The organism is Microcoleus sp. LAD1_D5 (genome assembly GCF_036702115.1).
Lineage (GTDB): Bacteria > Cyanobacteriota > Cyanobacteriia > Cyanobacteriales > Microcoleaceae > Microcoleus.
Genome location: NZ_JAUBSA010000002.1, coordinates 110,678 through 124,779, shown reverse-complemented (window position 1 = coordinate 124,779; position 14,102 = coordinate 110,678). Strand labels below are relative to the sequence as shown.

The following is a 14,102-nucleotide window of genomic DNA, read 5'->3' as shown; positions in this document are numbered from 1 at the left end:
TCTTTTTTGGGACTTTTCCTCAAAAGAATGAGATTTAATTTTACCTCAGCTACACACAAATTAACGCAGATAAAGCCAACACAATCGGCGTTTATCTGCGTTAATCTGCGGTTTCAAACCTCTTATCTTTTTAGATAAACGTGAAGTCAAATCCCGAAAGAGAAGAAACCCCAGTTACACCATTTAACTTCGCCAAAATGCGAGAATCAGCACCGGTGACGTTATTGCCATTGCCGTCATAAATGATGTAAGTATTGCCGCCGGAATCGTAGGCAAACAAGAAAGCAGTTCCTCCCAGAATATTTGCAGAAACAGTTGTCTGCACATTCAGCAGAACTTGACTGCCATTGCTGAGATTGGCAAATCCGGGGGCAAAATTAAACTGATCGGCGATCGGCACACCGAGACCGCTAAAATCAGTAATCACATCGTATCCGCCCGCCGCGATCGCAGCCTCGATCGCCGCCGAAGAAGCCGCATCAAAAGCCGGCCCACCTTGTGCAGGGCTGGTATAGCGGAATTGATTACTGCCGCCGCCCCCCGTCATGGTATCTGCACCGAGGCCGCCTACGAGCACGTCATTATCCAAACCGCCGTTAATCGTATCGTTGCCGCCTTGACCATCAATAGTATCGCTGCCCGCCAAACCGTTCAAATTGTCCGGCAAAGAACCCCCAACCAAATTGTTAGGCCCGCTATCTGCAGGCAAGATTTGAACGGTGACAGTACCTACGCCCGGAATTGTCCCGAATCCGTCGCTGACGCTGTAGGTGAAAGCAGTTGTACCCGCTACGTTGCCGGGGATGAATTGCACTTGAGAGACAAGATTTACAGCTATCCCCAGTTGCGGTGTGCTGACATTGATAATGTTGAGCGTCCCTTTTTGCGGGCTGGAATCGTTCGCCAGTACGTCGATGAAAGTCGGCAGCAAATTATTCGTATTGGTAAATACGATGCCATCCTCCACAGCAATCGGCGGCAGGATAGTTGGAACAGTTACGGAGGTATCAAAAGAATTGATGTTAATCGCCACTGAGGCTGCTGCCGTGCCGCCTTGGTCGTCAGCTACGCTGTAGCTGAAAGAACCGGCTTGCCCGATCACATTTGTTCCAGGTTGGAATTTCAGCCCGAGTAAATCCTGAACGGTTAACTTTTGGTTCACGGTGAGGGGGTTCGTACCGGTAATTACCTGACCAAAAGTAGGATTGGGAAGTCCGACTACCGCGATCGACAGTGGCTGGCCCTCCGGGTCGCTGGGCGCCGAAATGCTCAGAGACAAAGGCAAATTCTGCAAACCAGTCACCGTCTTGCCAGCTTCCACGATCGGCGGCTGGTTAGGAGTCGGAGATGTAAAACTCGGCGGAGTCGGCCCCCCGCCCAAAGGCGGAGGAGTTGGGGGCGCCGCAGTTGGAGTGGGGACTATGGAAGGACTGGGACTCGGAATTGTCCCGCCCGCAGTCGGAGTCGGACTCGGACTCGGAACCTGTGTCGGCAATGTGCCCGTTGTTGGTGTGGGACTCGTTGTTGTCCCCGTTGTGGGACTCGTTGTTGTCCCCGTTGTGGGACTCGTTGTTGTCCCCGCTGGTGTTGGAGTTGTGGTCGCTGGTGTTGGAGTTGTGGTCGCTGGTGTTGGAGTTGTGGTCGCTGGTGTTGGAGTTGTGGTTGCTGGTGTTGGAGTTGTGGTCGCTGGTGTTGGAGTTGTGGTCGCTGGTGTGGGACTCGTGGTTGTTCCCGTTGTGGGACTCGTGGTTGTTCCCGTTGTGGGACTCGTTGTGGTCCCCGTTGTGGGACTCGTGGTTGTTCCCGTTGTGGGACTCGTGGTTGTTCCCGTTGTGGGACTCGTGGTTGTTCCCGTTGTGGGACTCGTGGTTGTCCCCGTTGTGGGACTCGTGGTTGTCCCCGTTGTGGGACTCGTGGTTGTCCCCGTTGTGGGACTCGTGGTTGTCCCCTCAATGGTGAAGGGATTGTCGTCTACGCGCGGTATTTGAGCTGTAGTGAACCGAGATTCATCTAGCGAGTTCGATCGAACATCAATCAACACCGCCAAAAATTCCCCAGTTTGCCTGTCCCTAATAATCGTGTTGCTAGAATTTGAGCCTTGGCCCTGGAAAATTTCTAACTCTGTAAAGTTCAAACCTCCAGCCAGACCGATCGAGTCTCCCGCATTAAAATCTCTAATTACATCAGCATCGCCGATTTCGCGGCCGCCAGTAGTGAGAAACCCGTTGCCACCAGGCGACGTGCCCACCCTACCGAGAACAAAGATATCCGATCCGTCGCCTCCTGTCAGAGTATCAGACCCGCGATCGCCCGAAAGAATATCATCCCCAGGCCCCCCAGACAAAGAATCATTGCCGTCGCCCCCGAAGATCAGGTCATCACCCTCGCCGCCATCACCAGTATCGTTACCCACACCGCCGGTGATTACATCCCCGCCCTCCTGGCCCAACAAAATATCATTGCCAGCGCCACCGATCAGGCAGTCATTACCCGTCTCACCAAAAAGGGTGTCACTGCCCTTGTCGCCAAAAATCAGGTCGTCCTCGCCACCACCGCGCAGACAGTCATTGCCTTTACCGCCGTACAGCGTGTCGTTGCCTTCAGAACCCAAGACAATATCATTGCCCTGGTCGCCAAAAGCTAGGTCATCGCCTTGGTCACCAGAAACCAAGTCATCGTCTTTGCCGCCCCGCGCCGTGTCATTGCCGCGCCCACCCTCAACGATATCTTTACCAGCGCCGCCGTTGAGAGAATCGTTACCGTCCTCGCCCTTGACTATATCGTCCCCGTCCCGACTCAGAAGCGTGTCGTCGCCGGCACCCCCGGAAATCGTGTCATTGAACAAGCTGCCGATTAAATAGTTACTGCCCTCATTTGCGACAACTAAGCCATCGACAAAAAGTGGCTGTGGGGGAGGCGTGGGAACTGTCAGAGGTGGCCGCGGCACCGGGGTGATCGAAATGTCCGGGCCCGTCCCCGTCATCGTTGTCGAAGTCCCCGTCATTGTTGTCGAAGTCCCCGTCATTGTTGTCGAAGTCCCCGTCATCGTTGTCGAAGTCCCCGTCATCGTTGTCGAAGTCCCCGTCATCGTTGTCGAAGTCCCCGTCATCGTCGGGTCCGTCTCCGGCGACGGCGTAGGCGACGGCACCGTGCCGCTATCCAAACTATCCCCGTTCTCATCGGGTAGCCGCCCTTCGAGAAAAATTAGTGGTACTGCACTTGCCATTGTTCCGACTCCTTGCGACGCTACTCAAAAACTACTAAATAAACTTAAAGTCAGATGCAGTAATGACGGTGCTGAGCGCTCCGGGCACTGTAGGAATAGAATTCAACACTCCCAAATCGAAAGCTGGAAGACTGTCATCTGCCACATTCGGGTCAAACCCGAGAACGTACTTGTTAAAAGTATTGTTCAGGTACACGAAGAAAGCTCCCGTTTTGCTCGAACCGTTTTGATTTTTCAACACTGCATTTACTGCTTGAGCGTTGTCAAATTTAGATTCAAACAAAATGACTGATTGCTTGCTAATGTTGTCGCCACTAGACCCGATATTCCTGACGATAAAACTGGTGAAATCGAGAGTAGTTCCTGAGTTGGTTAAACCTGCGAAATTTGACGACCTGAACAAAAATCTGTCAGTCTCGCTGCCGTTAGCGTTAAAGTCAGCAATCACGTCCACGCCTTCGCTGGGAGTTTCGTAGTAGAAGAAATCATCGCCAGCATCGCCCGTGAGCAAGTCAGAACCGTTGCCACCGCCCAAAATGTCATTGCCTGCACCGCCGGAAAGCGAGTCGTTGTCATCGCCGCCTAATACCAAGTCATTGCCGAAGGCGCCGCTGAGACAGTCGCTGCCGGCACCGCCGTCGAGAGTGTCGTCGCCCGCTTCGCCTAACAGCGAGTCGGTGCCGGCCTCGCCCAACACGTAGTCATTGCCCGAACCTCCGAGTCCCGTGTCGTTGCCTTGTCCACCCAAAATCGTGTCATCGTTGTCGCCGCCGGATATGGAATCGTTATTGATACCGCCGTCGAGCAAGTTTCTGCCCAGTCCACCGTCGAGGATATCGTCGCCTGCACCGCCGTCGAGGGAGTCGTCGCCAATGCCACCAAGTAAGGTGTCAATCCCGGCGCCACCAAGTATCGAGTCCTCGCCGGATTCTCCCAATATCGAGTCATTGCCTGTTCCGCCGTCAATGGTGTCGTTGTTGTCACCGCCCAAGAGGATGTCATTGTCATTGCCGCCGAACATCAGGTCGTTGCCCAGTCCGCCACTCAGCGAGTCTATGCCGTCTTGGCCGTCGAGGGTGTCGTTGCCCAGTCCGCCGTCAACGGTGTCGTTGCCGATCGCACCCACCAGCGAGTCGTTGCCTGCTTCACCGAATAGGAGGTCGTTGCCGCCACTGCCGTCCATGATATCGTTGCCCTCGCCCCCAGCGAGGGTATCGTCGCCGGCCCCGCCGAGGATGAAGTCACTGAGGTTGCTGCCTGTAAAGCTGCTGGCCGGGAGTGCGCTGCGATCGACAATATTATCTACCACCGTGATGCTGAAGGATGCCGGCCCGAGAGTTGCAGATCCGTCGGAGGCTGTAAACGTGAAACTGTCGCTGCCACCTGTCGCCAGCAAGTTGTATTTGACGATGTTGTTGTTGATATCGTCTTGCGTGAATTTGCCGCCGACGTTGAGAAAGGTGCTACCCCTTTGGACAAAACCTCTGGTAGCATCGGGGGCTTTAGTAATCGTGTAAACGATTTCCAGGGGGGTGTTGTCAGGATCTGTGACTAACAAATCGGCGGCAGTAATTGTCTGGATAGGAGCACTTTTGGCAACCACCACACCGTCGTTAATTACTAGCTGTGGCGGGTTGCTAACGTTGATGGTTGCTACCGCCTGACTTGTGCCGCCGTTGCCATCTGAGATCGAGTAGCTGAAGCTGTCACTACCCGAGAAGCCCGGATTCGGCGTGTATTTGAATGCGCCGCCGCCCACGGGAAGCAGGCTGCCCTTGCCTGTTGGAGTAAAAGTCGTGACAGTCAGAGCGCTTTTTTCCGCGTCAGTGTCGTTCAACAGAACGTTGAAACTGAGTTCTTGACCCGCAACCGTGGTGAAGTTGTCGTTAACTGCTCTTGGAGGCTGGTTAAGGATGGGCGTCGGACTTCCTGTCGGCGTCGGACTTCCTGTCGGCGTCGGCGTCGGATTTGCTGTAGGTGTCGGGAACGTCGGCACCGGCTCGTCTGGCGGCGTTGGTGTCGGCGTCGGTGTCGGCGTCGGTGTCGGCGTCGGTGTCGGACTTGCTGTCGGCGTCGGTGTCGGACTTGCTGTCGGCGTTGGTGTCGGACTTGCTGTCGGCGTCGGCGTCGGACTGTCTGTCGGCGTCGGCAGGGGAAGTGGAGTTGCGCTGCCGGGAACTGTGGGGGCAATTACAAATGAGCTTCGCCCTAGGGTTCTGCTGTCCACTCCGGGCAATACTGCTAAAAAGTCGCCGCTGACGCCGTTGCGAATAATGGTACTGCCGGCTTTGGTCTCAGTGCTTTGGAAGATTACCAAATCTTCAAACTTGAGGTCGCCACTTAACCCGATTAAATCTTCGCCTTGGCGAAAGTCTGTGAAAATGTCGGCATCGGCGAGATCTGGGCCGCCTGTGGTGAGAAATGCCGCGTTAGTGCCGTCGCTGCTGCTGCCACTGGGGGAACTGAAGGCACCGATGACGAAGACATCTCTGCCTTCGCCTCCTGCCACTACGTCTTTGCCTGCTTCGCCCCAAATAACGTCGTTGCCAGCACCGGCGTCTATGATGTCGTCACCGTCACCGCCGAATACGATGTCGTCGCCGTCGCCGGCAAAAATTGTGTCCCCGCCGGCGTTGCCGTAGAGCCAGTCGCCTCCTTCGTTGCCAAATACCAAGTCTTCGCCGTCGCCACCGAAGAGCGAGTCGTTACCTTGGTCGCCCCACACGATGTCGTCGCCTCGATCGCCCAACATACTATCGTCGCCAGAGCCTCCGCGCAAGCTGTCGCTGCCTTTGCCGCCGTAAGCCGTGTCTCTGCCTTCGCCTCCGATTACCGTGTCGTTGCCGTCATTGCCATACAGCAGGTCGGGGTTATTTCCCCCGTCGAGGCAGTCGTTGTCTTTGCCTCCGTAAAGGGTATCGAGTCCTGAACCGCCATCAAGAACGTCGTTGCCCTCATTGCCGAACAGCACGTCGTCATCGTCGTTGCCAAATACTAAATCGTCGCCGCCGGCTCCTTGCAGGTTGTCGTTGCCTTGCAGCCCGGAAATCACGTCGGGGCCGGGACTGCCAACTAAGGAGTCGTTGGCTTCTGTGCCGCGGACTACGCCGCCGATGATTGCGGGCGACGTACCTTGGCCTCCGCCCAATGTGTCGTCTATGCCGCCAAATGTATCGTCCCCGGAGGGAGTTGGAGTTCCCGTCGGCGTCGGAGTTGGTGTTGGAGTGGGTTCTGGTGTTGGAGTGGGTTCTGGTGTTGGAGTGGGTTCTGGTGTTGGAGTGGGTTCTGGTTCTGGTGTTGGTGTTGGTGTTGGTATAATTACTACTGGCACTGCACTTGGCATTATTTTGGCTCCTTTAAACGACGATCCCGATTAACTTTAAGAACTGATTAGTATCAGTTTGTTGCCACAAATCTGGCTTAAAATTGATTAATAATCCCGATCATTTCTAACATACTAAATCAAAACTGCAACGGCTAGAGATATTTTTTAAGCTGGGCATCTTTTGAGCTCAAAATATTAATGATTGCAGGTTTTGCTGCCTATCTTGGGTATACTTTAATATCGCGCCATTTCGATAGAACCTAGAAGTCGGTCTTGGAGTCAGCCTGGTGTATTTATCCAGAATCAGAAAAAATAAAAATCTTCGCTGTCATAATTTTTTCTTTCCGAATGTCGAATACTGAATACAGATGTGCCTCTTGCCTGCCGAAGCCGAATGCCTTATGCTGACTGCTGACAAGAAACAGAGCTGTTAATTAGGGGCAGAAGCGGCCCGGTTTGTTCTTGTCCACTGACGGATAGTTCGCTGTGGCAAAGGTAAAGCAGGGAACAGCGACTTAACAAATCTAACAGAATTCGCCGCAGCCGCTGTTGGTCGGCAGCCGTTTCCTCTTCGGTTTCCCAGGGACGCCCCTGTTGCGATCGCAAAAATAAGGGAGCACCAAACAATGTCGCCGCACCACCACTGAGCCACAGGGGCGAGCCGGCATCCAGCCAAAAGTGCCATTTGTGGGCGCGGCGACTGCTGCGGTACTGGAAGATGTTGGCGAGGGTGACGGCTCTGGCTGCTGGGCCTTCTGGACTTACTGGAAAGGGGTTGGCAGTGACGGTTCCTTGGCGCAACAACTGGATGAACCGGGCGATCGTTTCTGAGTCGCCACCATTTATTGGTTCTACGCGCTGCATTCGCCCGTTGATTTCCCAATAGTGGGTGGCGGTTTCCATTAACTCGCGCAGGGCTGCTAGGCGATCGTAGGGGAGGTATCTGTCGTTCATGAGAAATTTCTGGATGGCTCGATCGAGCAGGGCAATTGGACTCGGCAACAGCCGCTCCTGCTGTTGCGATCGCTGTTGTTCGATCCACTCGACAATGTGCTCGTAGGCCCTGGCTGCTCGGTGTCCCAGTCTATCCCACCGGGGAAAGGCTGTAATTGGCAGCAATTGAGGTCGATCGATATCTGGACAAAAACAGTGATCGGCGATTAAACCTGCTCTCACTTGGTCGATCGATTTTTGATTTTGGATTTGAGATTTTAGATTGAACGTGGAGTTGGAATCTTCTGTTTCCAATGAACTGTGTTTCTGGCTGCCCAACACTACCAGCATTTCGGCTGCGCCGTCTCGATCGACTAAACGGCCGAGTCCCGGATAAACTAAGGCTAACAAAGTCAGCAAAGCTCGAATCTCTGGGGTAGTCGAGAGGGGACGCTGATCGTTGAGAGATACGGCGGCGATACCATCTCGCGCCAGAATTTCCGTTAAACTGTAGCGGGCGATCGCATCCATCCCCGGAGCAATTACGGCGATTTCCTGCGGTTCCACGGCTTGTGACTGCACCGCATCCACGATGATTTCGGCGGTTTCTCGCAGAAGTTGAGCGCGGGAAGTGGTTTGGAGCGATCGAACTTTACCGGGCAAACTCAAGCCTAAAGGATAAAAACCCTCAGAATTAACTGCTAAACTTACCGCTAAATCCCCAATTTCTGGGGCTAAACCTGCTTTTGCGTCCAAATTTTCCACGCTTTGACAGCGGCTTTCGAGTCGGGCCAGGTATTCCGTGTCCGCCCCCAAGCCCAAACGCACTCCTCCATCCCGATTGTAGGAGAACGCCCCCGCTGCACCTTGGTCGAGCATTCGATCGAACAAATGACCGCTGATAGCCGGATAATCGTCAACATCGTCTGCGATCACAGCTTGGTATCTAGAGGCCAAATGCTGCTGATAAGTGGCATCCGGCAACAAATAGCGCCAGTAGAGTTCGCAAACAATCCCGTAAGTCAGAAACCCCCGCGTCAAGCACCATTCCCGCCACCTTTCCAGCAACTCTCCCATGCTAGTCCACAGGTTATTCGAGCCGCCTTCCCCAGCAAATCCCTGTTGTAGAATGCTGGGAATTTCTTCTCTGGGCGTACCGCTGACAGCAGCAAGTTGTAATAAGTCTAGAGTTCGACGCACCATTCGAGTTGGACTTACCCCTGTTTGTTGCAAAATCCCTTCGTCTAGTTCGCGACGCCAGAGTCTCGTGGCAAGTTCCAGTTCTGTTTCAGGTTGTAGCCGTAGGGGAAATTGAGCTCTCAAATCCAGCGACTGAACTAGCAGGGGCCAAAATAACAATACCTCCTGCTCAAAAAAACCGAAGGGCGTTGTGGAGTGAAAGGTATATTTTCCTTCGGTAGCGACGGCGATGCGATCGGCCAATTCTAGCCGGTTGTCTCCATTAGCTGCTAAGACTAAAATTGCTGGGGCAGTTTGTCCAGCCCGTCGCCGCCCGGAACTCCCGATCCCTAAAAGTGTTGCGGGTAGAGGCTTGACAGTTTGGCTCCAAATGCAGAACTGCTCGACTAAACGAGCGGTTTTGCCACTGCGGGCGGCTCCGACAATCCAAATTGAATCCTCGGTGGCAGTTCCCAATTTATGTAAATTTGTTACCATACCATGAATACTTTAATCAATAATGTTTACAGCCAACTAGCAAGCTTTAGCTATGAATACTTCTCCCTGGGACAGGATTGTAAAATATCTCTACAGCGTTCACCAATGGTATCGAGAAACGCCTGAGAGGGCCCTAGAACAGGCTTACGATGCTGCATTAGCAATTAAGGCGATCGAAGACGAGCATTTTGGCGGTCAAGGAATCTCTGAGCGATCGGGAGATTACGGACAAAGCACCCTGTCTTACTTTAAATCCGAACTGCAAAAATACCTCAAGGTCATCCAAACTAGAATGGTTGAGTTTAATGCTAGCCGTTCTTTTTTGGAACTGCCGGAGCGAGTGGGGGCCAAACCGAAGACGGGGCACAGCGCCGATCATCACCTGCACGGATTACATCTCAACAATAAAGATAGAGCCTCCCTTATATTTGAGAAGCTAGAGTTTATTGATGGAGTCATCGACAAGTATATTAATAATAGTAGATCAACGGCAATTGTTCCGGTTGTTAGTTCTGTAAATGTACAGGCAAAATATACAACAAATAGCAGCTCTCCACCTGACCCAAATAAAGGTTCAGCTAATTCGGTTAAAATTCACGATGGTGAGGTTGATACTAACTATGAAGAAGTGAATTTATTACCGCGATCACTTTTGGGAACTTTGAATCGAATCACTAAAGATTTAGACCCTGGAGCTGAAAAAGAAGTAGTCAAAAATTTTCGCAATTCCAAAGTAAAAACAATTATTTCTCTCAGGTTCATTTTGCTTTTGATTTTAGTTCCGCTGTTGACGAATCAAATCTCAAAAAACTTTCTAGTCGGGCCGACAGTGGACTATTTTAGAGGCAAGCAAAATGCTTCACTCTTCATAAATGTTGACATGGAAGAAGAAGCCTTCCAAGAACTGGAAAGATTTGAGCAGCACCTCAAATTTGAAAGGTTAATAGGCACGGCTCCGTCGCTTTCTTTAGAGGAAACGGAAAAGAAGATTGCCGCGAAAGCAGTTGAACTAGCGGAGGAATACCGCTCTGAAAGTGGTGGAGCTATTAAAAATATTTTTGCCGATTTGATTTCCTGCATTGCCTTTGCCGCGATTATCGTCACTAACAAGAAAGAGATTGAGATTTTAAAGTCTTTCATGGACGATGTGATTTACGGCCTCAGCGACAGTGCGAAAGCTTTCGTAATTATTTTGTTTACAGATGTGTTTGTCGGATTCCACTCGCCTCATGGTTGGGAAGTAGTTCTCGAAGGTGTATCGAGGCATTTGGGACTGCCAGAAAATAGGCAGTTCATATTTTTGTTCATTGCAACGTTTCCAGTGATATTGGATACGGTATTTAAGTATTGGATATTTCGTTATTTAAACCGGAGTTCGCCTTCGGCTGTTGCTACGTACAAGAATATGAACGAGTAATTAGAGGGGAAGGAAGAAGGAAGTTCGGCAACGGATTATGTAACGGATGGAAGGAAGCAGGAAGCAGGAAGAAGGAAGTTCGGTAACGGATGTATAGTCATTTCAAATAAATGTGAGACAGAGGTCAGATCATGATAAAATCGCTAAAAATAGTTAATTAGAAAAAAATGGCTTACAGTCTAGATCTAAGACAAAAAGTAGTCAATCATGTGGAAAATGGAGGGAGTATAACGAAAGCTGCTGCCATATTTAAGGTAGGAAGAGCAACAATTTATAGATGGTTAGGTAGGGAAGACCTTCGACCAACTCAGGTCAAGCACCGTCAACGAAAGCTAGATTGGGAAGCCCTCAAAAAAGATGTTGAAAAAAATCCGCTCAGCAAGATTAGTAGAAAGAGCAAGAAATTTCAGGCGTCAGACCGAGTGCCATCTGCTATGCCTTAAAAAAATTGAAAATTACCAGAAAAAAAAACAATTTCGCTATCAAGAAATAAATCGAGAATCAAGAATAAAATATTACAGATATCTGAGAGAATTAATTAAAGTTTATGGCAGTAAAAGCATTGTATTTATTGATGAATCTGGATTTGAGGAATTTGAAGGTTGTGTTTGTGCCTGGGCACAAAGAGGAAAAAAAGTCTATGGTGAAAGACCAGGAAAACGGGGGAAAAGAGAAAATTTAGTAGCAGCAAGAAGAAAAGGAAAGAAGGACTTAATTGCACCAATGCTCTTTATGGGTAGTTTGAATGCAGAAGGATTTGAAGGATGGTTATCTTTATATTTGTTACCAGATTTAACAAGTCCATCTATATTAATTATGGATAATGCACCCATTCATCGTAAGACGGTCATTAGACTATTGGTTGAGGAGGCGGGTCATCAGATAATATTTTTACCAAAATACTCTCCTGACTTAAATGATATTGAGCATGATTTTAGTGCATTAAAGAGAGCTAAAATGTATGCGTCTCCTGGCACATCTCTTGATGAAATTATTCGTGCTTATTGTGCAGTCTAGTGTCTCATACTTATTTGAAATGACTATAACGGATGTAACGGATGGAAGGAAGAAGGAAGAAGGAAAAAGGAAAAAAAGATGTAGTAATAGCAACGGTTTTAGGCATTAAGAACGTCCTCATTAGGGAGTCCACTGCACAGATAGTGGCTTACCCATAGCGCACAAAAGCATTTATTGTTTGCGTCAGGAGTGGTTTAATTGAGTTGATATACTTAAGCTGTTTGGCCTCTAAATTTTATTTTGGGGCGGGTTCTTGCGCGCACCCCACAAGAATTTTATCAAACCTGACCTTCATCATCCAGGATACAAGCCCCCAGATTCATCCGTCCAGAAATAAAAAACCTGTATCCGATGAAACTTGCCCCCCGAATTTATCCGTGGGGTCAATGCTTCAATTCTTTAATTTTTAATCTTTAATCTAAAATCGATTGACAGTCATCAAGGCTCGGCTCAGGAAGCGTAAAACTTAGATGTGGCTAGGTCGAGCGAAAAAAAATGCGATCGCCCGCAGAATCTCTCGAAAGAAATCAAAAGCGCGATCGCATTCTCAGAACCCATTAGCAATTAGCAATTGCCAATTATCTAATTCCAACGCTTATTGCGCTGTCGCTGGCTTGCCACCGCCTCCACCAGTCCCAGGCCGAGAAAATTACTCAGCAGCGACGCATTCCCGTAACTCAGGAAAGGCAGGGGAATGCCCGTAACCGGAGCCAAGCCAATGTTCATCCCAATATTTACGAACACCTGAAAAATCAACATTGACAGTACGCCGATCGCCAGCAAAGAACCAAAATTATCGTTAGCAGTTTGAGCGATCGTCACCAACCGGAAACAAATTATCCAGAACACCAACAGCACGCAAATGCAGCCAATAAACCCCAATTCTTCGCCAATAGCTGAAAAGATAAAGTCTGTATGCTGTTCGGGAATAAAGTTAAGCTGAGTTTGCGTTCCCTGAAACAAACCCCTGCCTTTGAGTTCCCCGGCCCCAATAGCAATCCGAGATTGAATCAAGTGATATCCGCTGCCTAAAGGGTCTTTCTCGGGGTTTAAAAACCCTGTCAGACGCATTTTTTGATAATCCTTGAGTACATTCCAAAAAAGCTGTCCGACTTGTCCAGAAACAACGTTCACCAACACAGCACCGAAAGTCCCCAGCCAAGGCCAAGGCAGGGTTCGCCAAGCGATAATACCCGCAAGAACTACCCACGCTACCCAAATCGGTGTAGACAGGTTATTGAAAAGAACTGAGATTAGAGGAGAGAATAGCAATATTAGCCAGCCGGGATTGACATTTCCCCAGTAAAACATCCCCATTGTGATCGCGCCGAACACCAAGGAAGTACCTAAATTTGGTTCGGCAAAGATCAATCCCCAGGGTACAGCCATAATCGCCAGCATCCTCAACATATTACCCACCGTGGGAACAGTCTTGTCGTGCAGGAGAGCTGCTAAAGTGACAATCATGCCTACTTTGGCAAATTCTGACGGTTGCAGGTAGAAGCCGCCGATGTTGATCCACCGCTGGGCACCGAGTCCTGTAGTACCGATAAACCGCACTGCGATCAGGGACAAATTGATTAATATATAAATCGGCCATTTCCACTCAATCAGTGTTTGGTAACGGCAGCGGGAAATGATGATGGCGAGGAACAAACCGACTGCCCCTGTTACCCAGTGCCGCCACCAGTCGATCAGCCCCTGGTTGATTTCGACGCTGCGGATCATGATTCCCCCGAAGATGGTGAGGGCGATGCAAGCGGCAAACAGCCAAGGGTCTGCTTCTTCCCAGGGCTTGAAGATTGATTTCCAGCGGTTTCTGACTTGTATTCTCTGCAACATGAGGATTTTAGATTTTAGATTTTAGATTTTAGATTATGGAGCCGATTTTCGGAAGTTGTGGATATATTTCGGATTCAGAGTCTGCACCTTACTGTAGAAGCGTCGGTGTAAGTATGTAACTTTATTCGGCGAGTTTTAGGGAGGTTCCGGGCCGTCCGCAACGGGCCTTGAGTGCGCGGACACACTAATCAGTAGGGTGCGCCAGGCCGCGCACCTTACGCGGATTTAGCCCGATCGCAATCGGCAAGTCCGAAAATAGTCAGGCCGGTTCGTAAAGGTACTCGAAGCCGTTACCGTCGGGGTCTCTGCCGTAGAAGGATGCAGTACCGTCGCGGTGTTCGTGGATGTGGGTGACGGAAACACCATCAGCTTTGAGTTGTTCGTAGGCGGATTCCATTTCGGTACGATCGTCAAATACAAACCCAAAATGCGGCCCTGCTTGGTCGTAACTCGGACTCAACAGCGCCAATCCGTCCTCTCCTGCTTTCAAATAAGCCCAGTCTGCATCTTTCCAGACTAACTCCATACCCAAGTTGCGGTAGAATTCAGCAGACTTCTCTATGTCTTGCACGCAGACGGCTACGTGTCCCAATCGTTTTAGTTTCATATCTACAAACTTTATGGTTGTTCTTTCATTTATTGTATCTATTTTCGGATTTTTTGCT

Annotated in this window: 6 protein-coding genes and 1 pseudogene; 2 read left to right on the top strand and 5 right to left on the bottom strand. The window is 50.2% G+C overall.

What is annotated here, in order from left to right; genetic code table 11:
• Positions 1-130: 130 nt before the first annotated feature.
• The 3 genes from QUA70_RS01585 to QUA70_RS01575 all read right to left on the bottom strand — a co-directional run bounded on the left by QUA70_RS01585 (position 131) and on the right by QUA70_RS01575 (position 9,161).
• Positions 131-3,226 (bottom strand): Ig-like domain-containing protein, encoded by a 3,096-nt coding sequence (locus QUA70_RS01585; RefSeq protein WP_333344847.1) that lies wholly within the window; start codon positions 3,224-3,226, stop codon positions 131-133.
• 34 nt (positions 3,227-3,260) lie between these two features.
• Positions 3,261-6,569, bottom strand: a complete 3,309-nt coding sequence (locus QUA70_RS01580; RefSeq protein WP_333344846.1) for an Ig-like domain-containing protein — start codon at positions 6,567-6,569, stop codon at positions 3,261-3,263.
• Positions 6,570-6,950: 381 nt separating this feature from the next.
• A complete protein-coding gene (locus QUA70_RS01575; RefSeq protein ID WP_333344844.1) occupies positions 6,951-9,161 on the bottom strand; it encodes a recombinase family protein in 2,211 nt (736 codons plus the stop codon).
• Between the two features lie 52 nt (positions 9,162-9,213).
• Between QUA70_RS01575 and QUA70_RS01570 the strand changes: the two genes are divergently transcribed.
• Both QUA70_RS01570 and QUA70_RS01560 read left to right on the top strand, forming a co-directional pair.
• A complete protein-coding gene (locus QUA70_RS01570) occupies positions 9,214-10,578 on the top strand; it encodes a proton extrusion protein PcxA (RefSeq protein WP_333335518.1) in 1,365 nt (454 codons plus the stop codon).
• Between the two features lie 167 nt (positions 10,579-10,745).
• A pseudogene (locus QUA70_RS01560) lies at positions 10,746-11,595 on the top strand (IS630 family transposase).
• 582 nt (positions 11,596-12,177) lie between these two features.
• Here QUA70_RS01560 and rodA read toward each other — a convergent pair.
• Both rodA and QUA70_RS01550 read right to left on the bottom strand, forming a co-directional pair.
• Entirely contained in the window at positions 12,178-13,437 is a 1,260-nt protein-coding gene (gene rodA / locus QUA70_RS01555) for a rod shape-determining protein RodA (RefSeq protein WP_333344839.1), read from the bottom strand.
• A 259-nt stretch (positions 13,438-13,696) separates the two neighbouring features.
• Positions 13,697-14,044 carry a VOC family protein gene (locus QUA70_RS01550; protein WP_190661613.1) on the bottom strand — a complete coding sequence of 116 codons (348 nt, stop codon included), beginning with the start codon at positions 14,042-14,044 and terminating at the stop codon, positions 13,697-13,699.
• Between the last annotated feature and the right edge of the window lie 58 nt (positions 14,045-14,102).